This window comes from Saccharothrix isguenensis (genome assembly GCF_052936305.1).
Window position 1 is genome coordinate 4,761,125 of sequence record NZ_CP193626.1, and the last position, 22,418, is coordinate 4,783,542.

Below are 22,418 nucleotides of genomic sequence, written 5' to 3' on the forward strand. Positions count from 1 at the left end.
GCCGCCGGACGGCAACAAGCCCGAGAGCGTGGGCGGACACTCACGGGTCGCGGCACACGAGGGCGGCGGGCTCCACCTCACCGACGACGAGTTGGATGTGCTGCGCCCGCCTCCGGCCCCGCCGCGCGGCGCGTTGTCTGTAAGCGCAAGTCGTCGATCAGTCCTCGCGCGGTCGGACTCGGCGGATCGTGCGATGCTCGCCGCGTTGGTGCGACGCCTCCCGACTGGTTCCGGATCGCCCGTTGGTGACGCCGGGCACCATCCCGCGGTGGCATCGACGGCGGTCGCACGGCACCACCACGCAGAGGTGCCAGATCCCTCCCGGTGTCAGGAGTCCGCATCCGCCTCGTGTTCGTGTACCGGGACGGTCTGGACGAGTCCGCTGATGCGCAGGACGCGGATGACCGGGCCGCTGGGGTCGACCACCAGCTCGATCGTCCGGCGCTGAGCCTGTTCGAAGAGGACGTCGATACCCGCGCTGTCGAGGTAGGTGACAGTGCACAGGTCGATGACGAGAGCCGCATCAGACGTCGAAGCGTTGTCGATGGCTTCCCGGAACAGGGGTGCGGTGGCGAAGTCGATTTCCCCGGTGACGATGAGCCGAGCCGTGCCGTCGGCACGGTCGAGCAGCGTGGTGACCAGCTCATCGGTCATCGCCGAGCCTCTTTCGCATCGTGACGGTGGTGCCGTCGGGCCTGTGGTCGATGTCGACGGAGTCCATCATGGCCTTCATCATCGCGACGCCGCGCCCGCGGGTGGTCGGGGCGTCGGTCGGAGGTTTCCAGGTCCCGGTGTCGCGGACGACGATGAGGAGTCCGTCCACGTCGTGGCGGATGTCGAGGACGACCGTCCGAGTGGCGTCGGATCCGTAGGCGTGCTCGATGGAATTGGTGCAGGCTTCGCAGACGACGAGCAGGACGTCGTCCACCGCCTCCTGGTCGAGCCCGACATCGACCAGCCACGGGCGCAGCTCCCGGCGCAACGGCGCGAGCCGCGTCGGGTCGGCCGGCAGCGAGACGGTGAACTCGTCCACCGCCCGCGGTGGGTGGCGGTAGACCAGCAGGGCCACGTCGTCGGCTCCGCTCTCACCGGACAGGAGCTGCTCGATGATCTCGTCGGCGAGGGTGTCCGGGGACAGGTTCCTGTTCACCACCGCCGAGGCCGTGAACAGGCTCAGCCCCACCTCCAGACCTCGTCCGCGCCGCTCCACCAATCCGTCGGTGTAGAGCATCAGGGTCGATCCCGGCGTGAGGATCGCGGTCGCCTCGGGGCGCGTCGCCACCGGGATGGTGGCCAGCGGCACGGAACCGGCCTGCTCCAGCAGTTCCGCGCCTCCGGCGGCGTCGATCAGCAGGGCCGGTGGGTGGCCGGCGCTGCTGTAGCGGACGGTGTGGCCGTTGGTGTCGATCAACGCGCAGAACACCGTGGTGCACCGTGCACCGGGGATGCGCAGGGCGAATTCGTCGAGCACGCCGAGCACCTCCCCAGGTGATTTCGCTTGCAGCAGCAGGGCTTGGGCGGCGCTGCGGAGCTGGCCCATGACCGTGGCGGCGTGCAGGCCGCGCCCGACGCAGTCTCCGACGACCAGGCCGAGCACCCCCTGGCCGAGGTCGACCACGTCGTACCAGTCGCCCCCGACCTCCAGCGGCCGCTCGGCGGGCAGGTAGCGGGCCGCCAGCCCGTCCGGCAGGTGCACCGGGCTGAGAATGGCGCGCTGGAGGACCGTGGCCACCTCGTGCTGATCGTCGAACAGGCGCGCCCTCTGCAGGGCCAGCCCGAGGTAGTCGCAGAGAACGCCGAACAGGGCACGGTCGTCGGCCGACAGAAGTCTGGGCGGATCGAAGTGGACCCACACCGCCGTCCGGTCCCCGGCGGGCGCTCCCATGCCGACGCTGGGCTGGGTGGGCACGGCCGAACCCGCCTGCGTTTCCGCGCCGGGGCTGTCGTCCGGTTCCACGTGCAGCCCGTGGTTGCGGCGGATGTGGTCCAGGGCTGCCCGCATGCCCTCGGGCAGTGATTCCCAGGACGGCGTCGGCGGATCGGCCAGCACGTCGGTTCGACCGTCGCCATCCCACGACGCCTCGACGACCTGCTTGGCGCTCCACACCTTCCGCAGCTCCGCCAAGCCCGCCACGAGCACGTCGTGGACGTCGCTGGACTGGGCCAGCCTCGCGGTCAACCGGGCCAGTGGTCCGGCGCGGTCGATCGAGCGCAGCTGGGGGGTGATGTCCCTGGCCGTCCCCACGAGCATCCGGTCGCCGGTACGGGGGTCGTCCAGCGCGTCCAGCGACAGTGAGATCCACACCCGGTGACCGTCACGGTGGCGGAACGGCGCCTCGATCCTGCTGCGGCCGTCGGTCAAGGCCGAGGCGATCGCCGCGTCGACGTGGTGCCGGTGTTCCCCGTCGGCTTCGGCGTCGGGCCACCACGGGTGCGCAGCGGTGTACGGCGCGCCATGCTGGCCGTAACCCGTCAGCTCCTCGAAGGCGGCGTTGACCTCGATCACCGCACCGCTCGGATCGGTGATGAACACGCCGTCCTGGATCGCGGCGACCAGGGCCGAACGCCACGCCGACTCGTGGTTGCGCGATCGGGCCAGTTCGAGGTTGGACCGGACCCTGGCCAGCAGTTCGAGCGAGGAGAAGGGCTTGACCAGGTAGTCGTCCGCCCCGGCGTCCAGTCCTTGGATCTCCGCGTCCTCCCCCGCCCTGGCCGACAGCAGGATCACCGGGATGGTGGCCGTGGCCGGGTCCGACCGCAGCGCTTCGAGCAAACCGAACCCGTCGAGGCTGGGCATCATGACATCGGTCAGCACGAGATCCGGTCGCACGTCGCGGGCCAGCTCGAGCGCCTGCCTACCGTCGGCCGCCACCAGCACCTGCCAATAGGGGCTGAGCAAGCGGACCAGCATCTGCCGGAGATCGGCGTTGTCGTCGACCACCAACACCTTCGCCCCCAGGGCGCTGCCCGGCAGCGGGTGCGCGGGCGGTGCGCCGAGAGCCCGGGGATCGGTCGCCTCCCAGCGCAGCGCCTCCTCCAGGTATGCCGTCGCCTGGCGCGGACGTGCCGCGGGCGCATCCGCGACCGGCGCGGCGGTGTTCGGCACTCCACGACGCGGTATCCGCACGGTGAACGCGGTACCCGTTCCCGGCTCGCTCTGCGCCGACACGGTCCCGCCGTGCAACGCGACCAGTTGGTGGACCAGCGCCAGGCCGATCCCGCTGCCTTCGTGGGAACGCCCCTCCGTCGACCGCACCCGGTGGAAGCGCTGGAACAACTGCGGGATCTCATGCGCGGCGATGCCCACACCCGTGTCGGCGACCCTCAACTCGACTCCGTCAGCCCCGGCCCGCAACACGACGTCGATCCGACCGCGGAGGGTGAACTTGAGCGCGTTGGACAGCAGGTTCAACACGATCTTCTCCCACATGTCGCGGTCGACGAACACGCCGTCGATACTCGCGAGGTCCGTCCGGAGCTCCAGGCCCGCGCGCCGGACCGCGGGCGCGAAGGACGCGATGATCCCACTGGTGAATCCGCCCAACTCCGTCTCGACCGACTCGGGCCGCGCCCGTCCCGCCTCGATCCGGGAAAAGTCCAGCAGGTCGTTGACCAGGCGCCGCAGCCTCGCCGCGTTGCGGCGGATGGTCTCCAACCGCTCGCGCTGAACGGGTGGGAGCGGGTTCGCGTCGTCGGCGAGGCCGTCCTCGGCCGGGCCGGCGATCAGCGTCAGCGGTGTGCGGAACTCGTGGCTGACGTTCGAGAAGAACTCGGTTTTGGCCCGGTCGAGTTCGGCCAACGCCTGGGCGCGGCGGCGCTCGTGGTCGTAGGCACGCGCGTCGGTCACCGCCGTGGAGACGTGACCGGCGACCAGGGACAAGAACGACAGGTAGTCCTCGTCCAGCGCACGGTGCGGGCTCACACCGGCCAGCAACACGCCTGCGGTGTCGTCGCTGCCGGAGGCCGCGATGGGCAGTGCCACGACCGAGTCGGGCAGCGTGTCCGACATCGTGCTCCACCCCGGTGTCAGCAGGCCCGCGCACCGCTCGGCCATTCCCCTGGTCACCCGGATCGCGCCCGACTCGACCACGTCCCACATCGACCACGGATCCCGCTCCCGCACCACCAGCCGCAGGTGGTCGTCGTGCCCCTCCACCAGCCCCTGACTCGCGACGAGCCTGGCGATCCCGTCACCGCCGTCACACAGGTGGATCGACGCGAACGGCAGGTCGGCCCTGTTGCGGGCCAGCACGTCCATGATCGCGAGGCATGCCTCGTCCGCACTGCGCGACTGCGAGGCGGAAACCTCCCCCAACTCCCGCAGCGTCCCGAGGCGGCGCTCACCCAGGACACGCGAGGTGGTCTCGGTGACGGCGGTGAACACCCCGGCCACGCTTCCGGACCCGTCCCGGATGGCGCTGTAGGAGTAGGTGAAGTACGCCTCCTCCAGATAGCCGAACCGGTGGGCGGGCAGGAGCTGGTCGTCCGACCACGTCGCCTCGCCGGTCTCCAGCACCCCGCGCAACTGCTTGCCGATGATGTGCCACATCTCCGGCCACACCGACTCGCCTGGACGCCCCAGCGCCGGGTGCTTCTCGGGTCCCAGGATCGGCACCCACGCGTCGTTGTAGAGCAGCACCAGCTCGGGGCCCCACCAGATCACCATCGGGTGACGGGAGGACAGGCAGATCCCGACCGCCGTCCTCAGGCCGGCGGGCCAGCTCTCGATCGGCCCGACCCGCGTGGACGACCAGTCCAACGCCACCACCCGACGGGCCATCTCACCGCCCGATCTCAGGAACGACAGGTCCGCAGGCAGATCGTGCACATCAACCAACTCCCGAACCGTCCCGTCCCGTCCCGTCCCGCGCCACGCCACGCCACGCCGGCATCCGAGCCGACCGCAGCCGTCGGCGGAGTACCCACAGTAATCAACACAACCACTACGCCCGGATACGACGACCCGGGACGCCCCATGGCCACCCGCCGGCAGGACCGTGACCATCACCGCAGCCCTGGGCAGGCACGACGATCCGTGAGCCGATCGGCTCCACCTCCACGTCATCCCGACGGGTGAACCGCCGTACCGGCAACAGCCGCCCAGGGTTGAAGTTTCACCGGATACCGCCGTAACGTGGTGGTGCCCGGTGACGTCGCGGGCTGTTCGCGGAACGTCTCCCGGGTCCAACAGCGTGCCCGGACGACCGTTCCCTCTGCCACGAGGCGAAGGGTGGTCCCGCACGTGGACGACCAACTCATCGACATCGGCCCATGGGCCGACATCACACACACCGAGCAGGACGGCGTGCTGGTCACCAGCGTGACCGGCGAGGTGGACCACGACAGCGTCGAGGTGATCAGCGCGGAACTGAGCGTTCGCCTGGAGCAGCGACCGGCCGGGTTGGTGGTCGACCTGGAAGGCGTGGCGTTCTTCGGCTCGCTGGGCGTGACGGCGATGCTGAAGGCGCACGAGCGGGCGACCCGGTTGAGTGTCGGGTTCGCCGTGGCCGCCAAGCAACGTCCGGTGCTCAGGACACTGCACATCACCGGAACGATCGAGGTGCTGCGGGTGCGCCCGACGCTGCGGGAAGCCCTCGACCTCGCCCGATCAGCCGCATAACCAGCGAAACGCCGAACTGCGACCGGGCGAACTGGATCACACGCGCCATGTCGCCCACCTGCGACCATCCGCCGGGTTCCCGGGTTGCATTCGGCTGCGAACGGGTCGGCGCGGTGCGTGGGCGCAGGCTGCTCGACACACCACGCCGGACCTGGTCGGATCACCCCGGACGGCGACCCTGCTGTGCCCTGCGCAGATGCCGGCGCGCCCGGTTGCCCGAACGGGTTCTCGTCACACCGGAAGCGCTACACCACCGATTCACCGGGAGTCGTCGCGGTGGAGGCCGCGCGATGCAGCGGGATCGCCACCAAGGCCCGGGTCAGTGTCCCGAACAACGGCAGGACCCTGTTCATGCCGCTGACCTCCAACGACTGCAGCACATGCCTCTGCCAGGCCACCACCGCGAAGGTGACGTCGTCGCGCACCGCCCGCTGTCGGACCTGCGCCACCAAAGACACACCTACCGAGGCGAAGAAGTCCACGCCCGACAGATCGAGCACGAACCCGGCCGGACGGGCGTCCAGCCGGGCGGTGACCTCGGCCTGGAGGACACCCACCGTGCTCATGTCCACTTCACCGCTGACCTGGACGACCAGGACGTCGCCGATCTCCAGCGCCCCGACGCTGATCCCCGGCCGGTTCCCGTTGAGCTGCTGGTCCACCGGTAGCACCCTTCTGGCTTCTCCACGTCGCGGGCACCGAGCACGGATGACCCGGGCACCGCGACACCTCGGCTCCTGCCGCCTACCCGGGCCGACCCCAGCGAAACGGCGTCAACTCGACCGGGTGAACGACCACCGCCGTCGCCCCCGGTTCACCATCAGCAGGCCGTGACCGTGTTCCGGTGCGGCCAACCTCCCGAAAACCGGCAGTCGGGACAGCATTCGGCAAGCATGGGGTACGTGTCGTTGTGCGATGCTTCATCCGATAACAGGCGTTGCGACCAAGAGGGGGTGGCGGAGGTGGGTGTGCCGCGGCAGGAGAGGTCGTGGACTCCGGCCGTGGTGGCAGGCGGACGGGACGAGGCACCCGAGTCCGACGTGGTCGAGGCCGCGCGGATGGCGGCGGTGCGCCGCTTCGACATCCTCGACACCCCGCCCGACGGCGCGTTCGACCGGGTCGCGCGGTTGGCCGCCCGCTGGTTCGACGTGCCGATCGCGTCGGTGACGGTCGTGGACGACGACCGGATCTGGTTCAAGGCCGCCCACGGCCTGGACGGTGTCACCCAGATCGGGCGTGATCCGGGCTTGTGCGGGTCGGCGATCATGTCCGACGACACCTACGTGGTCACCGACGCGGTCAACGATCCGCGCGCGTGCGACAACCCGCTGGTCGCCGGGGCGCTCGGGGTCCGGTTCTATGCCGCCGCGCCGATCACCACCGCCGACGGGCACCGGCTGGGCACCGTCAACGTGATCGACACCAAGCCGCGCCGGATCGACGAGGCGGGCATGGCCACGCTGCGCGACCTCGCCGCGGTGGTGCTGGACGAGTTGGAGCTGCGGCTGTCGGCGATGCACCGGCTGCGGCTGGAACGCGAACTGCGCGAGCAGGCCGAACGCGACCGCGCCGAGATCGAGTCCTTCGCCACCACCCTGCAACGCAGCCTCGTCCCGCCCGCGCTGCCCCGTATCCCCGGGCTGGAGCTGGCCGCGCACTACCGCACCGCCTCCGCCCGCCTGGTCGGCGGCGACTTCTACGACGTGTTCCCACTGACCGGCGGCCGGTGGGCCGTGGTGCTGGGTGATGTGTGCGGCAAGGGCGCCGCGGCGGCGTCGCTGACCTCGTTCATCCGCTACACCCTGCGGGCCTTGACCGTCCAGCACGACGACCCGGTCACCGTGCTGTCCGAACTGAACACCGCGATGATCGCCGAACAGAACCTGGACACCCTGCCGAAGTTCTGCACCGCTGCGTTCGCCGTGCTCACCCCACACCACCACGACGACGGCGGCGGCGACCGAGACGGGTATTCCCCGACGGAGTTCGAGGTGACCGTGGCCGCAGGCGGTCACCCACCGCCCTACCTGCTGCCCGCAGCAGGTGGCGTGCAGACACTGGCCACCCCGAACGGGATGCTGATCGGCATGCTGCCCGACGCGCGGTTCATCACCTGCACCGCACGCCTGCGCCCCGGTGACGCGCTGGTGCTCTACACCGACGGACTCACCGAAGCCCGCACCCACGCCGGCGAGGAGTTCGGCGAACAGGCCCTGGAGGAATTCCTGGCCACACGCACCGGATGCGGTGCCGCCGAGTTGACCGGACACCTGGTCACGCTGCTGGAGCAGTTCGACCCGCGCCGCGCCGACGACGTCGCCCTGCTCACCCTGAGCATTCCGCAGACCTCGGTACGCGTGGAAGCCACCGCAACCACCGAAGGCGTGGACAACGCATGACCCCTCAGCCTGCGGTCACCGTCGCGCTCACCACTGCCACCGACGACCAGGTCGTCATCGGCCTCGGCGGGGAGATCGACCACGCCACCGCCCACCGGATGCACGACGACGTGCTCGCCCTGGCCCACGGCGGCACAGTCCACCTGATGCTGGACTTCTCCGGCGTCGCGTTCTGCGATTCCTCGGGGATGAGCGCGCTGCTCGGAATCTGGCGGCGCCTGCACGCCCACGGCGGCACCCTGGCCGTCACCGCCGTGCCCGCCAACATCGCCAAAGCCCTGCGCGTCGGCGGCCTGGACCAGATCATCACCGTCCACCCCGCCTGACACCACGCGCTGTCGGGCTCTGTTGCCCGATTCGCCTGTGCGGCGAGGTCGAGTCTGTCGGGGTGGCTGGTGCTTCACCGGTTGGGTGATGTGCCGCCCCTGTACCTTGCGCCTGCCGACAACTCCGTCCATCCGATTTGAGGCCAAGGGGAGCGCAGGAGGTCGAAGTGCTCGGGTACGGCCGCAAGTCCGCAGTGCCGTCGACTGACGCGGCATGATGACCGGCCGATGCTGCTCCGACCGGCCCGCTCGGCCGTGACCAACGCGTTCACGCTGCTACGCCTTCCGCCCATGAGCGATCGAGACAACGACATGGCGATTCCGGTGCTACGGCACCGGATCACCGTCCTGGATCGTCAACCGGGCAACGAGCTCTCGACCTGCACGCCGCCACGCCTCGTGCAGCACCTGGAACTCGCCGACGACCCCGGAGGTGTACTGCCGCGACTCGCGCACCTGCCGCATCACGTCGGCCGGGTGCCGCCACACGTCCATGGTGACCATGGCGGTCATCTCGCCGGAGGAGTACCCGACGACCGCGTCGGGCCGCACGCCGAGCACCCCGCCGGTCACCCGGCGGTGCAGACCAGCGAGCGCTCCGGCACCCACATCTGCCTGAACGCCCGGGGTAGCACGGAGTCCGCGCCGGGTGTCCGGTCCAGCAGGTCGTGAACCGGCCCGTACCGGTCTTCGAGGTCGGTCACCAGGTCGTGGAAGGCCAGCAGCAGGTCCGCGCCCATGCCGCGGTAGGCCGTCGCGGCGTTGCCGAAGGCGAGAGCCACCTCCGCGGTGAGCGGGTGGTCCCGGTACACCGCGTTGTCCGGTCGCGGACCGTCACCCGACAACCAACGCCGAGCAGCTTCCTCGACCTCGCGCAGCAGCGTGCCCCTCGGTGGACCACACCACCAGCCGAGCCGGGCCGCACTCGACGGCCGACCGGAACGCGACTCCCACGTCCGCGCCGGCCTCGCCGCACTCCCGTCCCGCTTCGCGCTCATCACCGTGATCGCCGCCGAGATCATCGCCTCCCTCGGCGCCGCCGCCCTCATTCGGTGATCGAGGACGCCAACCGCGGATTCGCTTCCTGGGCGCCACCGCGCGTGCCGGGCGGACAAGACATCCGATAGGCGTAGGAGTCAAGTCGCAGCTGTGGTGAGGACCGGGAAGGCTGTGGTCTCGTCGTAGTGTTGGCGTGTCTACAGGCAGTGGCAGAGGCAGCCCAGGAAGCGGTTGAACAGGTCGTGGAAAGCGGCGGCGTGGCCGTCGCCGTTGGGGCGTCGCCGGTCGTAGTGCGCTCGGGCGCCGGAGCGACGTCACGATGAAAATGGCTCAGTGATCGAGTCGCCAGCAGAGACGCGCCGTTGCTCGCCGGATGAGTCATCGAAACTATTTGATCAACACCATCGAACTGCAGCGGCTCACACGCAGGCCAGCGCCACGCCGTGGCGTCGATTTCGACACCCTCCACCCCGAACCGTTCGAACAGTGGCCACCGCTGCGGCGGCGGGCGAAGGTCTCGCTTCCGGCCTCCGCCCGGCGTTCCGCACACAGTGGCGGGTGCCGCACTGGTCACCGAGGAATGGTGCGAGGCCTGTACGGCGGGCGTCGCATCTCGTACTTCCCGATGCTGGATTCGTGTTCCAGTGTCAGGCTGATGTCGTCCAGCCCTTCCAACAGGCGCCACCGGGCGTTGTCATCGAAATCGAAATCAGCCGTGATCCCCTCGGCGCGAACCTGGCGGTTGAGCAGGTCCACGGTGATCTCGGCCGTGGGGTCGGCCTCGGTCAGCTCCCAGAGCCGCCCGACGGTCCCCTGCGGCAACTCCACGGTCAGCAGACCGTTCTTGAGGGAGTTGCCGCGGAAGATGTCGGCGAAGCGGGAGGAGATGACGGCCTTGAACCCGTAGTTCTGCAGCGCCCAGACTGCGTGCTCGCGCGAGGAGCCGGTGCCGAAGTCCGGACCGGCCACCAACACGGTGGCGCCTTGGCGGACGGGCTGGTTGAGGACGAACTGCGGGTCCTTGCGCCAGGCGTCGAAGAGCCCGTCCTCGAAGCCGTCCCGGGTGACGCTCTTCAGCCAGTGGGCAGGGATGATCTGGTCGGTGTCGACGTTGCTGCGACGCAGCGGGACGGCCCGGCCGGTGTGGGTGGTGAAGGCTTCCATGGTGTTCAGACTCCGGCGGTCGCGGGGAGTTCGGGCAGGTCGGCGGGCGAGGCCAGGTGACCCAGGACCGCAGTGGTGGCCGCTATCTGCGGGGAGACCAGGTGAGTGCGGCCGCCTTTGCCCTGCCTGCCCTCGAAGTTGCGGTTGGAGGTGGACGCGGCCCGCTCGCCGGGAGCCAGTTGGTCGGGGTTCATGCCCAGGCACATGGAGCAACCCGCGTGGCGCCACTCGGCGCCTGCGGCGGTGAAGATCTTGTCCAGCCCTTCCTCAACGGCTTGGAGGGCGACGCGCACCGACCCAGGCACGACGAGCATCCGCACCCCGTCGGCCACCGAGCGGCCGCGGAGCACGGCGGCTGCGGCGCGCAGGTCTTCGATGCGGCCGTTGGTGCAGGAGCCGAGGAAGACGGTGTCCACCGCGATTTCCCGCAGCCGCTGACCAGCCGTCAGGCCCATGTACTCCAGCGCCTTCTCGGCCGCCAGCCGCTCGCTGGGGTCGGCGAAGGCTGCGGGGTCGGGGACGGAGCCCGACAGGGGAGCGCCCTGCCCCGGGTTGGTGCCCCAGGTGACGAAGGGGGCAAGGGCGGAGGCGTCGATGACGACCTCGCGGTCGAAGGTCGCGTCGTCGTCGGTGCGCAAGGTGCGCCAGTCGACGAGGGCTGCATCCCAGTCGACGCCCTTGGGTGCGTGCGGGCGGCCCTTGAGGTAGGCGAAGGTGGTCTCGTCCGGGGCGATCATGCCGGCCCGGGCGCCTGCCTCGATCGACATGTTGCACACGGTCATCCGGGCCTCCATCGAGAGCTTCTCGATGGCCGGGCCGCGGTACTCGATGACGTGGCCCTGGCCGCCGCTGGTGCCGATCCTGGCGATCACGGCCAGGATCAGGTCCTTCGCCGTGACGCCGGGAGGCAGTTCGCCTTCGACCGTGACCGCCATGGTCCGGAACGGGGACATCGGCAGTGTCTGGCTGGCCAGGACGTGTTCGACCTGGCTGGTGCCGATGCCGAAGGCGAGAGCGCCGAACGCGCCGTGGGTGGAGGTGTGGCTGTCGCCGCAGACCACGGTCATCCCCGGTTGGGTCAATCCCAGTTGCGGCCCCACCACGTGGACGACGCCCTGCTCGACGTCGCCCAGCGGGTGCAGCCGGACCCCGAACTCCGCGCAGTTCTTCCGCAACGTCTCCAGCTGAAGGCGGGAGACCGGGTCGGCGATCGGTTTGTCGATGTCGATCGTAGGGGTGTTGTGGTCCTCGGTCGCGATGGTGAGGTCGGTGCGCCGCACGCGCCGACCGGCCTTGCGGAGTCCGTCGAACGCCTGCGGGCAGGTCACCTCGTGCAGCAGGTGCAGATCGATGAAGAGCAGGTCTGGCTCGCCCTCGGCACGCCGGACGACGTGGTCGTCCCAGACCTTCTCCGCCAATGTCTTGGCCATGAACTTCCCTCCGAGCGAATGGACGAACCGGAGCCGGATCGGCGCCGGGATTCACGCTGCGCTTACTCGAAGTGCCTCGTCTCGCGAGACACCGGTGAAATCCACCCGCCGCCCGCGTCGGCCGCAGCGCCTGGATGCCGCGTGCGCGGCAGGCAGCGGTGGACAGGGCGGCTCAGCCCGCCAGGCGAGCGGCGAGTGCGTCGCCGATCTGCTCGGTGCTGCGGGGTGCGGCCGGGTCGCGCTCGGCGAGGTCGGCGGCGACGGCGGCCTCGACCCGCTCCGCCTCCTGATCGAATTCCAGGTGGCGCAGGAGCAGCGCGACCGACAGCACGGTCGCGGTCGGGTCGGCCTTGCCGGTGCCCGCGATGTCCGGGGCGGAGCCGTGGACCGGCTCGAACATCGAGGGGTAGGCCCCGGTGGGGTTGATGTTGCCGCTGGCGGCGAGGCCGATGCCGCCGGTGACGGCCGCGGCCAGGTCGGTGAGGATGTCACCGAACAGGTTGTCGGTGACGATCACGTCGAACCGCTCGGGCCGGGTGACGAAGGAGATCGTGGCGGCGTCGACGTGCAGATAGTCGGTCGTGACGTGGGGGTACTCGGCGGCAACCGCGTCGAAGGTGTTCTGCCACAGTTTGCCGGCGTGCACCAGCACGTTGTTCTTGTGCACCAGGGTCAGCTTCCGGCGCGGCCGGGTGTCGGCGCGCTCGAAGGCGTACCGGATCACCCGCTCCACCCCGTAGGCGGTGTTGACGCTCACCTCGGTGGCCACCTCGGCGGGGGTGCCGGTGCGCAGCGAGCCGCCGTTGCCCGTGTACGGACCCTCAGTGCCCTCCCGGACCACGACGAAGTCGATGGCCGGGTTGCCGGCCAGCGGGCCGACGGTGCTCGGGTGGAGTTTGCCGGGGCGCAGGTTCACGTAGTGGTCGAAGGCGAAGCGCAGCTCGAGCAGCAGGCCGCGTTCCAGAACGCCGGAAGGGACGGTGGGGTCGCCGATGGCGCCGAGCAGGATCGCGTCGTGCTGCCTGAGCGACGTCAGCTCGGCGCCCGGCAAGGTCTCCCCGGTGGCGTGCCAGCGCCGGGCGCCGAGATCGTACTCGTTGGTCTCCAGCTTCACGTCCTGAGGAAGCGCGGCGGCCAAGATTTTCAGTCCTTCTGCCACCACTTCCGGACCGATGCCGTCACCGGGGATCACCGCGAGGCGGATGCTGCGACTGTGCGGCATGACATTTACCTCCTTCATCCGTATGTGTGATGCCTGATTTCCGAGGATTTTCTCTCCGAGCCCAGAACAGGGCTGCTCACTTGTCGAGGGCCTGCCGATGTGCCGCAGCTGGTGCCAGGCCGTTGTCGTCTGCCTCTGATCCGCGGGTGTTCACGGGCTCCACGTACGAAGAAGCGGACGTCGGGCACTCAGGCGACGGGCTCGGCCACCGCGGTCTGCGTGGCGTGCGGTGCGGACAGCTTCTCGTCGCGGACCCGTCGAGCAGCGGCCAGCGCGGCCCTCTGTACCGCTTCCGCCTCCTCGGCGTCGATGCCCACACCCCACAGGGAACGCCCGCCCAAGGTGGCCTCGCAGAAAGCGGCGTACCCGGGACGTCCCCGGAGTCGCTCCACGGTGACGCTCTGGACCGTGCCGTGGATCTTCTGGGCGGCGAACGCCCGGCCCACCGAGTTCTTCCAGTCACCGGGTGCCAAGTCGGCGGCGGAGATCTCCGGGACGCCCGCCCCCGCCTCGTCAGCCTCCGTGCCCGATGCCACGTACCGCGCCGCGAAGAGCTCCCACAGCTCGTCCGCGCCGACCTCGCCACCTCGCCGCTCGCAGAACTTCTGCATGACGTGGGCGAAATCGATCTGCAACGGCCGGGGGAGGGCCAGGCCCTGCGTGCTGAGCAGCAGATGGGCGATGCCGCCCTTGCCTGACTGGGTGTTGATGCGAATCAGCGCCTGGTAGCTGCGCCCGATGTCGCGGGGATCGACGGCGAGGTAGGGCACGTCCCAGACGGCGTCGGGGTTCCGCTCCTCCTCGCGGGCCTTGAGGCCCTTGGCGATGGCGTCCTGGTGCGTGCCCGCGAAGGAGGTGTAGACGAACTCGCCCGCCCACGGATGGCGGGGGTGAACGGGGATCTGATTGCACTCCTCGACCACGGCGCGGATGCCGTCCAGGTTGCTCAGGTCCAGCATGGGGTCGACGCCCTGGGAGAACAGGTTCATCGCCAGGGTGGGCAGGCATACGTTGCCCGTGCGCTCGCCGTTGCCGAACAAGCACCCCTCCACCCGGTCGACGCCGGCGAGGACGGCCAGTTCGGATGCCGCGACGGCGCTGCCCCGGTCGTTGTGCGGGTGCAGGGTGAGGATGGTCCGGTCGCGGTGCGCCAGGTGCCGACACGTGTACTCGATGCGGTCCGCCAACTCGTGCGGGGGGAAGCACTCCACTGTCGCGGGCAGGGCGATGCGGAGGGTGTGGTCGGTGCGGGGAGCGCAGTACTCCAGCACCGCGTTGCAGATCTCCACGGCGAATTCGGGTTCGGTCTGGCTCCAGGACTCCGGCACGTAGGACAGGTACAGCTCGGTCTCCCGCAGCTTCTCCTGGAGCTGCACGGCGTGCCGGGTGCCCTTGAGTGCCAGCTCCACGATCTCCTCGCGGCTGGCGCGGAAGACCACCCGGCGCTGCGCGACGGAAGTCGGGTTGATGTACTGCAGGATCGCCCTGGGGGCTCCGCGCATCGCTTCGACGCTCCGGTCGATGGCGTCGGTCCGCATGGAGCAGAGGACTTGGATGATGACGTCGTCGGGGATGGAGTCCGTCTCGATCAGGTGTCGCACGAAGTCGTAGTCGTCCTGGGACGAGGCCGGGTAGCCCACCTCGATCTCCTTGAACCCCATGGACACCAGGAGGTCGAACATCACGCGCTTGCGACTGACGTTCATCGGCTCCAGCAGGGCCTGGTTGCCGTCGCGCAGGTCCACGCTGCCCCACAAGGGCGCGCGTGTCAGTTGCCGGTTGGGCCAGGTGCGGTCCTCCAGCCCGATCGGCTGATAGGGAACGTACTTGTGCACCGGCATTCCGCTGGGCGTCTGCGCGCCCATGTCCTGGGCGCGGAAGTCGCGGTGCTCGTGTGGTGAAGGGCTCATCTCTTCCTCGATCCTTCGATCTTCGGCCTTCGTGGTGCCGCGCCCCGCCGGTGCGGGCGAGGTTTCGGCACGAGGATGCGATGTGGTTCCAGCGGATCGCGAGCGGGAGCGCGGCGGCCTCCGCCCGCTCACGAGTCCTATGGGGACTTCGCACCGCTCTTCGGCGACACGTCCCCGGTGGAGGGCGGGGAGGCGGTCGTCACCCTCCGATGAGTCCCGGCCGCGTGGTGGCGGGTCGACCGGCGTGGTGCCTGTCGAGCCACGCGGTGGGGAGCAGACCGCCCACGTAATCGTCCCGGATGGCTCGCTTGTCGTACTTGCCCACCGAGGTCTTGGGCACTGTCGGCATGACCGCCCAGCGCTCGGGCACCATCCACGCGTCGAGGCGTTCAGCCAGGAAGTCACGCAGTTCCAGGAGGTCGATCTCGCTGTGGCGCAGTGACACGGCGGCCAGCGGACGCTCGCCCCAGCGGTCGTCGGGCACCGCCACGACGGCTGCCTCGATCACTGCCGAGTGCTCCATCAGTGTGTTCTCCAGCAGCACGCTGGAGATGATCTCGCCCCCGGACTTGATGACGTCCTTCACCCGGTCGGTCAGCCTCAGGTAGCCGTTCGCGGTGATCGCCCCGACGTCGCCGGTCCTCAGCCACCCGTCCGCGGTGAAGTTCTCCGCCGGCCGCTCCTGGGCAGCCCCGGTGCCACCGTGGTAGGCGGAGGTCACGTCGGGACCACGCAGCTGGAGCTCTCCGGTGGCCACGCCGTCGTGGGGCACCGCGGCGCCGTCCGGGTCAACGAGCCTGAACTCCGCTGATGTCGGGAACCGCCCCTGACTGACGCGGTAGGCCCATTCTTCGTCGGCATCCGCCTCTCTGGGTGGCACCGCCGCGGTGATCATGCCCATCGTTTCGGTCATCCCCCAGCCGTGCAGCAGCTCGATGGAATGCCGGTCCCTGTATGCGGCGATCAAGGCGGGCGGGCAAGCGGAACCACCCACGTACGCCCGCGTCAGGCTTCCGGTGTTGTAAGTGCGGGTGTCCAGTTCGTCCAAGAGCGAAGACCAGACGGTGGGGACGGCGGTGCTGAGGGTGGGCCGCCCCTCCTCGATCATTCGGGCGAGGGACGCGGCTCGGGTGAAACGATCAGGCAGCAACAGCTCGGCGCCCGTGAAGAAGGCCGCGTGTGGGACGCACCATCCGTTCACATGGAACATGGGCCCTATCGGGAAGAGGGTGTCGTGCGGGCTGATGCCGAACTGGCTCGGCGCCACCACCTGGGAGCAGTGGAGATATATCGAGCGGTGGCTGTAGACCACTCCCTTCGGCTTTCCTGTGGTGCCGGTGGTGTAGCAGATCGTCGCGGCGGTGCGCTCGTCCAGCCGCTCCTCCCAGGGGTAGTCACCGGGGTAACCGCTGATCAGCTGCTCGTAGTCATGCACCTCACCGGCGAATCCGGACAGCGCCTCACGCCCTCCACCGCCGGCGACGACGATGTGCCGCACGGTCTTCGGCAATCGCGCGAGCAAGGGGGTGAGCGACTCCACCAGGCCCGCGTCCACGATGATCACCTCGTCACCGGCGTGACCGATGGTGTAGGTCAGCTCCTCCGCGGGCATGCGCCAGTTCAGGGTATGGAGCACGGCGCCCATCCCGGGGACCGCGAAGAAGAGCTCGAGATGACGAGCGTTGTTCCACATGAAGGTGCCGATGACGCTTTGCTCGCTCTCCAGCCTGGCACCGGGGCGCACACCCAGCCGGTGCCGGAGCGCGTGTGCCAGGCGGGCCGCCCGTTCACCGACTTCCGCGTAACTCCTCCTGTCGAACCCCTTTCCATTCCACGTGGCCACGTCGGAGGAAGCGTGGACCGTGGCTCCGTAGCGCAGGATGCGGGCGATGGTCAGCGGAGCGTCCGGCATCGTGCTGAACATAATGTGCCTCCGGAATTCGATGCCTGCGGCAGGGGCGATGATTCGCCGAGCGGCGCGACCGTTGGCACGAAACTATTGCCGTGTTCTCCCCACCTGCAACCCCGCGCACCTGTCTCACGTGGCCGCAGATCGGAAGGTCACGTAGCCGGCACCGGCCACATTCCACGGCTATCCCCAGCAGTTCAGCGCCGTCGTCGTCGACCCTGCACAACATCCGGACCGGCCCTGGCAAACGCGAAACAGGATGAGGGATGATCGACATCACGGATCACCCCATGTGAACCCGACTTTTCCCAACTGCCACATGAGACGAGAGGCGATTGCCGCACTGGTGGTACGCGGGGGGCCGCGAAGCCTCACCTCGCTTCCGCTGTGCACCGAGTACATCCCGCACAACGACGACGACGCTCCGACAACAAACGCACCCGCCGAACAGCCACTATGGTCGCGATGGCAGGGTCGAGCACCGAACAGGGACGTGCGCCTTCGTGAGGTCACCGAGAGGGGTAACGGAGTGCACCACCATGAGCCGGTCCACAGCACGTCCGAAAGCCGCAAGTCCGGAGGACGGTCGCCGACACATCTTCTTGCCGGTGCAGGGCGACTTGAATGGCCACCGCGCGAGCACCCGATGAGCACGGGGTGCTCCAGACCCGGAGCCTGATCCGACGCTCACACGAACCCGCGAGCGTTACCGGGGAGGGTCGGGATCGGTTGGCCGCAGTCGTAGGCGGAGGTGCACCGCAATGGCCGGTGGGCGCCGGAAATGCCTTGAGGACGTCACGCCACTCCTCGACGCCACCTCTCCCGCCGTAGATCAAGAGGATGCTGCACCCTCGCCTGATCCCAAGTCGGTCGGGCCACACGGCACACGGTGGCCCGACATTCCTCCACTCCTGACTCGCTGACGGCGGACACGCCGGAGGTCCAGCGCGAAGTCGTTCCGCGCGACGTGGTGTGCGCTGGCTCGCGGCGTGCCACCCGAGGCACGGAGAGCGCGGGTTGTGCCGCGACCGGATTCGCACCCTTCCCCACATGGCTGCGAACTGAACGGGGCACCGCCGCGGGATCGGCTCACCACGTGATTCCGGAACGCCACCGGCCCTGTGATGTGCTTCACCCCAAGGACGTCCCCCAATCTCAGCCGGGTATCGAGAATATCGCCGCACACGCCTCTGAGCTGCGATGACGCGGTGCGACAACACCCACCCCCTCGACATCTGCAGGCATTCCTACTTCCGTGTGAACCGGTCGCCTCGATTGGCGTAGTCAATTCCTGGTGAGTCCGGATCGAACGTATTCGCACATATAGGGAAACCTCATGTTCACCCCATCGGGTTATATGCACCCACCACTTCGGAGTACTTAGCTTGACTCGTCCGGTGCCTGCACCCCAGCGGGCACGAGCAGGCAAAGACCAAGGAGGGAATTGTGCAGGGTGAGTACCTCGTGCGCATCAATACCCTCATCCGCCCGGAGCGCCCGCCGACCGCCAACCTCGATCGCGGCGGCGCTTCGGGTCCACCCTCGCTCACCGTCCGACCCGACAAGTCAGTGCCAATGCCTGTGAGCTCAGACCGGGCCGGGCCGGTCTCGTGCTCCGACACCGACCGGCAGATGGGTTGGCGCTTTGCCGACGTCTCCGTCCGCCGACTCCGCGGTTGACACCTCGATCGATTCCAGGCGAATGCGGCCCAAAAGAATCAGCTCGCCGCGGTAGTGCGTGCGCAATCGATTCCCGTAAAAAAGGTCCGGTTCGGGACTCGCGTACATCCCATCTCGAACCGGTCCAACTTCGTCACAGGAGCGGACGCCCGGACGAGTCACGGTTTCACGGGCCACAGGTGCCCGGATCCGACTGCAGACAGGGAGATGTGACGGCATGGGCGCGCGACAACTCGCCGGTCGAGAGGCGAACGATCGGCTGCGGACGGTGATGGACGAAGCGGGGTGCTCCAACACAGGGCTGGCCCGCCGGGTCAACGTGTGCGGCGCCGAACACGGACTGGACCTGCACTACGACAAGACGTCGGTGTCGCGCTGGCTGAGAGGACAGCAGCCACGAGGTCGTGCGCCGATGGTCATCGCGGAGGCGCTGAGCCGCAAGCTGGGCCGCGTGGTGACGGTCGACGAGATCGGCATGGCCGCCGAGCCGGGTACCACTCCGACCGCGGGCCTGCAGTACGAGCCGACCTTGGAGGTAGCCCTGCGGGAGGTGCGCGCCCTGTGGCGCGCGGACGCGAACCGCTTCGGCGCCCCGGAGGGAGAGCGCCTGCCGACGTCCGTGCTGGTGCAGCCCAGCCGTGACTGGCTGATCACCGAGCCCGACCCGGAGGTCGCGTCGTCGGGGCCGTTCACCGTCGGCACGGCGGACATCACGGCAGCGCGAGCGACGGCGGCGGCCTTCGTCAGCCTCGACCGGTGCTTCGGCAGCGGTAGCATCCGCCCCGGCGTGGTCCACTACCTCGACAGCGTCATCTCCGATCTCCTCACGGGTTCCCGTGAGGAGATCATCGGGCGGCAACTGCTGGGCATCGCGGCGCGGCTCACCGAGCTCTCCGGGTACATGGCGGTCGACACGGGGCAGCCCGGTCTCGCGCAGCGCTACTACATCCAGGCACTGCGGTTGTCCCAGGCGGCGGACGACCCCGGGCTCGGCGCATACGTGCTGGCGTCCGGCATGAGCCGCGTGGCGCTCCTGTCGGGAAGCCCGCGCGAAGCCGTCCAGCTGGCCCGCGTCGCCCTGGAGGGCGCGAGGAGGCGGGGCGCCCGGATCGCGGAAGCCGTCTGCCACGCGGCCGAAGCCCGCGGCCATGCGCTGCTGGGGGACGCGTACACCAGTGACAGTGCCATCAGGAAGGCTGTTGAGGTGCTGGCGCAAGTCGATTCCGACGAAAAGCCGGAGTGGAGCAGGCATGTCGACCGGTCCTACCTGGCGGAAGAACAGGCCCGTTGCTTCCTGGACCTGGACCGACCGGTGCCTGCCGCGCGGTGGGCGTTGGAAGCCCTCCGGGATTGTCCCCCCGACCGGACGCGACGTCGGGCGCTCCGGCTGCTGCTGGTGGCCTCGACGCAGCTGCGACTGGGAGAAGTCATCCGGAGCCACAACACCGCCACACAGGCCGCAGAGGTGCTCGACGGGCTGCGCTCGGCGCAGTGCACGGAGGACTTGAAGGAGCTCTGCGGTCGTCTCCAGGCGTTGGGGCATGAGGATGAAGCTCGCGCTCTGCTCGAAAAATCCGGAGGAGATCGCCACCTTGCCTCGTGACGGGATGCGGGCGACCGCCACCTACCCGTCACTTCTCCCCGTGGTAGGCGCGGTACCAGCCATGTCGCAGGCACAGTGTGAGTCCCGGAGGTGCGCGGATCGCCCGTTGTGCGCACGCGCGCTGGAGCGCAGCAGGTGCCATTGAAAGCATCGAGTGCTTCCTCGAACTGATGTCTCATGTGGCCGCAGTCCTCCCCCGTCATCCGAAGCGCCGAGGCCGACCGAACAGCTGTCGGCCTACCTCGGACCTGCGCTTCGAGTGATGAAGCCGAAGTGCTGCGCAGTACAACCGCCGGTGTGCCACGCGAGACGGAACGCACAGGTTGTCACGACCGTCCGCAGTGTCGAACATTTTCAGTCATGACGAGAAACCTCGCAGAGCGCTTGGTGCCCGACACGTTGTGGAACTTGGTCGCGCCGTTGATCCCGGGGTTCGTCCCGCGTCCTCAAGGAGGCGGCACCGGCGCCCTCGACGATCGCGACGTGTTGGCCGCCGTCGTCTTCGTGTTGACGAGCGGATGCGCGTGGCGTCATCTGCCTTCCTGCTTCGCCACGTCGCCGGCAACGGCACACCGCCGCTTCACCGCGTGGAGTGAAGCGGGATTGTGGTCGGGGATGCGACAGCGTTTGGAGAACACCGACCTCGGTGACGACGGGGAGTGGGCCGCGACGATCATCGACGTCGCCCTCGCCCGGACGAGCACCCGTTCCACCCCCGTCGGCACCGGAGCGGGAACGACCCGGTCGGTACCGCGGAACCGGGCCATGGCGGTCGAGCCCGTCGAGTACCGAACGTCACCACGACACACGACGTGAGACGACCGCCTGTTGTCGCGTTCGTCGGCGACCATGACAGACCAGCCGCTCGCGCGACTACCGCACAACCTCCGCGCTACCCGGAGTGCGCCCGCGCGCCTCCGGGCTTCCTGCGCGCCTGCCCGGGCGACGTGAGCCCTCCTACATTCTTGCTGAGAACATGCTGGCCGGAGGTCGGCTGCGGATCACGGGAAGAGTCCTCGACTCTCCGCCTCCCGGAATGAGGAGCGATATGAGTTCGTTCGGCCTCAGCGCGCCCATCACCATTCTCGGTTCGGCGGGCTTCGAGCATGAGAAGGTCATGATCTGCCAGGATCGGCAGTCGGGACTGAAAGCAGCCATCGCGATCCACTCGACCGTTCTCGGCCCAGCGCTGGGTGGAGCGCGCTACCGCGAGTACGGCAGCGACGAAGAGGCCATCGTGGACGTCCTCAACCTGTCGCGCGGCATGTCGTACAAGAACGCGGTTGCCGGCCTCGATTTCGGTGGGGGAAAAGCCGTCATCATCGGTGACCCGGCACGAACCAAGTCCAAAGAGCTCCTGCTGGCCTTCGGCAGGTGTGTGGCGTCCCTGGGCGGCTCGTACGTGACGGGCAGCGATCTCGGCACCACCACGTCCGACATGGACGTGGTAGCCCGTGTCTGCCAGTGGACGGCGAGCCGTTCCCGGAAGGTCGACGGAGTCGGCGAGATGGCGCTCTACACCGCCCGCGGCGTGCTCAACAGCATGAAAGCTGCGGCATACCACCGTTGGAGCACCTCGTCGCTCCGCGGCCGCACAGTCGGTGTCGCCGGAGTGGGCGCGGTAGGGCAGCCGTTGGTGGAGCTGCTCGTCCGGGAAGGCGCATCGGTGATGATCACTGATGTGAAGGAGGAGCCGCTGTCCCGGGTCACCGCGAAGTTCCCTCAGTGCAGGGTGGTCGACAACGCCCAAGCCCTCGTCCGGAGCCCAGGACTGGACGTCTACGCCCCGTGCGCGCTGGGCGGGGTGCTGGACGACGACACCGCACCGGTGATCACAGCCGAAGTGGTATGCGGCGCCGCCAACAACCAGCTCGCCCACCGGCGCGTGGAACGGCAGTTGGCCGACCGTGGTGTCGTCTACGTACCCGACTACGTGGCCAACGCAGGTGGTGTGATCCACGCGGTCGGTGAACTGCAGGGGCACTCGGTGGACGAGACCTCGCTGAAGGTGGAGAAGATCTTCGACACCACGCTGGCGGTGCTGAACCGGGCGGAACTCACGGGCATCATGCCCGGCGAGGCCGCCGACGGCATCGCCGAGCAGCGCATCACCACCGCGGCGCAGGCACGTGCGGCAGGCGCGAAATCATGAGCGG

The 22,418-nt window shown here is 68.9% G+C and carries 16 protein-coding genes; 6 read left to right on the forward strand and 10 right to left on the reverse strand.

Features of this window, described 5'->3' with window-relative positions:
- Positions 1 to 327: 327 nt before the first annotated feature.
- Together ACRAKI_RS21345 and ACRAKI_RS21350 are read right to left on the reverse strand one after the other, a co-directional pair.
- The gene (locus ACRAKI_RS21345; RefSeq protein WP_447002276.1) at positions 328 to 654 is read right to left on the reverse strand and encodes an STAS domain-containing protein; all 327 of its coding nucleotides are present in this window, start codon (positions 652 to 654) and stop codon (positions 328 to 330) included.
- Positions 644 to 4,828 carry a SpoIIE family protein phosphatase gene (locus ACRAKI_RS21350; RefSeq protein WP_447002277.1) on the reverse strand — a complete coding sequence of 1,395 codons (4,185 nt, stop codon included), beginning with the start codon at positions 4,826 to 4,828 and terminating at the stop codon, positions 644 to 646. Before ACRAKI_RS21350 ends, ACRAKI_RS21345 begins: the two co-directional genes overlap by 11 nt.
- 414 nt (positions 4,829 to 5,242) lie before the next feature.
- Here ACRAKI_RS21350 and ACRAKI_RS21355 point away from each other — a divergent pair, with 414 nt between their 5' ends.
- Positions 5,243 to 5,620: an STAS domain-containing protein gene (locus ACRAKI_RS21355; protein ID WP_447002278.1), complete on the forward strand. Its 378-nt coding sequence runs from the start codon at positions 5,243 to 5,245 to the stop codon at positions 5,618 to 5,620.
- 245 nt (positions 5,621 to 5,865) lie between these two features.
- On the opposite strand, the gene ACRAKI_RS21360 is transcribed toward ACRAKI_RS21355, so the two are convergent.
- The gene (locus ACRAKI_RS21360) at positions 5,866 to 6,282 is read right to left on the reverse strand and encodes an STAS domain-containing protein (RefSeq protein ID WP_447002279.1); all 417 of its coding nucleotides are present in this window, start codon (positions 6,280 to 6,282) and stop codon (positions 5,866 to 5,868) included.
- A 300-nt stretch (positions 6,283 to 6,582) separates the two neighbouring features.
- On the opposite strand from ACRAKI_RS21360, the gene ACRAKI_RS21365 reads away from it, so the two are divergent.
- Positions 6,583 to 8,019 (forward strand): PP2C family protein-serine/threonine phosphatase, encoded by a 1,437-nt coding sequence (locus tag ACRAKI_RS21365; RefSeq protein WP_447002280.1) that lies wholly within the window; start codon positions 6,583 to 6,585, stop codon positions 8,017 to 8,019.
- The gene (locus ACRAKI_RS21370) at positions 8,016 to 8,345 is read left to right on the forward strand and encodes an STAS domain-containing protein (protein ID WP_447002281.1); all 330 of its coding nucleotides are present in this window, start codon (positions 8,016 to 8,018) and stop codon (positions 8,343 to 8,345) included. The genes ACRAKI_RS21365 and ACRAKI_RS21370 overlap by 4 nt, the downstream gene beginning before the upstream one ends.
- A gap of 327 nt (positions 8,346 to 8,672) precedes the next feature.
- Here ACRAKI_RS21370 and ACRAKI_RS21375 read toward each other — a convergent pair whose 3' ends face one another.
- From ACRAKI_RS21375 to ACRAKI_RS21405, 7 genes are all read right to left on the reverse strand, one after another.
- Entirely contained in the window at positions 8,673 to 8,918 is a 246-nt protein-coding gene (locus ACRAKI_RS21375) for a hypothetical protein (protein ID WP_447002282.1), read from the reverse strand.
- The gene (locus ACRAKI_RS21380; RefSeq protein WP_447002283.1) at positions 8,915 to 9,394 is read right to left on the reverse strand and encodes a hypothetical protein; all 480 of its coding nucleotides are present in this window, start codon (positions 9,392 to 9,394) and stop codon (positions 8,915 to 8,917) included. The genes ACRAKI_RS21375 and ACRAKI_RS21380 overlap by 4 nt, the downstream gene beginning before the upstream one ends.
- A 520-nt stretch (positions 9,395 to 9,914) precedes the next feature.
- Positions 9,915 to 10,508 carry a 3-isopropylmalate dehydratase small subunit gene (leuD, locus tag ACRAKI_RS21385; protein ID WP_447002284.1) on the reverse strand — a complete coding sequence of 198 codons (594 nt, stop codon included), beginning with the start codon at positions 10,506 to 10,508 and terminating at the stop codon, positions 9,915 to 9,917.
- A gap of 5 nt (positions 10,509 to 10,513) precedes the next feature.
- Positions 10,514 to 11,938 carry a 3-isopropylmalate dehydratase large subunit gene (gene leuC / locus ACRAKI_RS21390; protein WP_447002285.1) on the reverse strand — a complete coding sequence of 475 codons (1,425 nt, stop codon included), beginning with the start codon at positions 11,936 to 11,938 and terminating at the stop codon, positions 10,514 to 10,516.
- A gap of 172 nt (positions 11,939 to 12,110) precedes the next feature.
- Positions 12,111 to 13,142, reverse strand: coding sequence for a 3-isopropylmalate dehydrogenase (locus ACRAKI_RS21395; protein ID WP_447008475.1), 1,032 nt, complete (start codon positions 13,140 to 13,142; stop codon positions 12,111 to 12,113).
- 206 nt (positions 13,143 to 13,348) lie between these two features.
- Positions 13,349 to 15,070, reverse strand: coding sequence for a 2-isopropylmalate synthase (locus tag ACRAKI_RS21400; RefSeq protein ID WP_447002286.1), 1,722 nt, complete (start codon positions 15,068 to 15,070; stop codon positions 13,349 to 13,351).
- A 199-nt stretch (positions 15,071 to 15,269) separates the two neighbouring features.
- A complete protein-coding gene (locus tag ACRAKI_RS21405; protein WP_447002287.1) occupies positions 15,270 to 16,982 on the reverse strand; it encodes a long-chain-fatty-acid--CoA ligase in 1,713 nt (570 codons plus the stop codon).
- A gap of 1,894 nt (positions 16,983 to 18,876) precedes the next feature.
- On the opposite strand from ACRAKI_RS21405, the gene ACRAKI_RS21410 reads away from it, so the two are divergent.
- The 3 genes from ACRAKI_RS21410 (at position 18,877) to ACRAKI_RS21420 (ending at position 22,414) form a co-directional block, all read left to right on the forward strand.
- The gene (locus ACRAKI_RS21410) at positions 18,877 to 20,262 is read left to right on the forward strand and encodes a hypothetical protein (protein ID WP_447002288.1); all 1,386 of its coding nucleotides are present in this window, start codon (positions 18,877 to 18,879) and stop codon (positions 20,260 to 20,262) included.
- Between the two features lie 297 nt (positions 20,263 to 20,559).
- Positions 20,560 to 21,078, forward strand: coding sequence for a transposase (locus ACRAKI_RS21415; RefSeq protein ID WP_447002289.1), 519 nt, complete (start codon positions 20,560 to 20,562; stop codon positions 21,076 to 21,078).
- Between the two features lie 232 nt (positions 21,079 to 21,310).
- Positions 21,311 to 22,414, forward strand: coding sequence for a Leu/Phe/Val dehydrogenase (locus tag ACRAKI_RS21420; protein ID WP_447002290.1), 1,104 nt, complete (start codon positions 21,311 to 21,313; stop codon positions 22,412 to 22,414).
- Positions 22,415 to 22,418 lie beyond the last annotated feature (4 nt).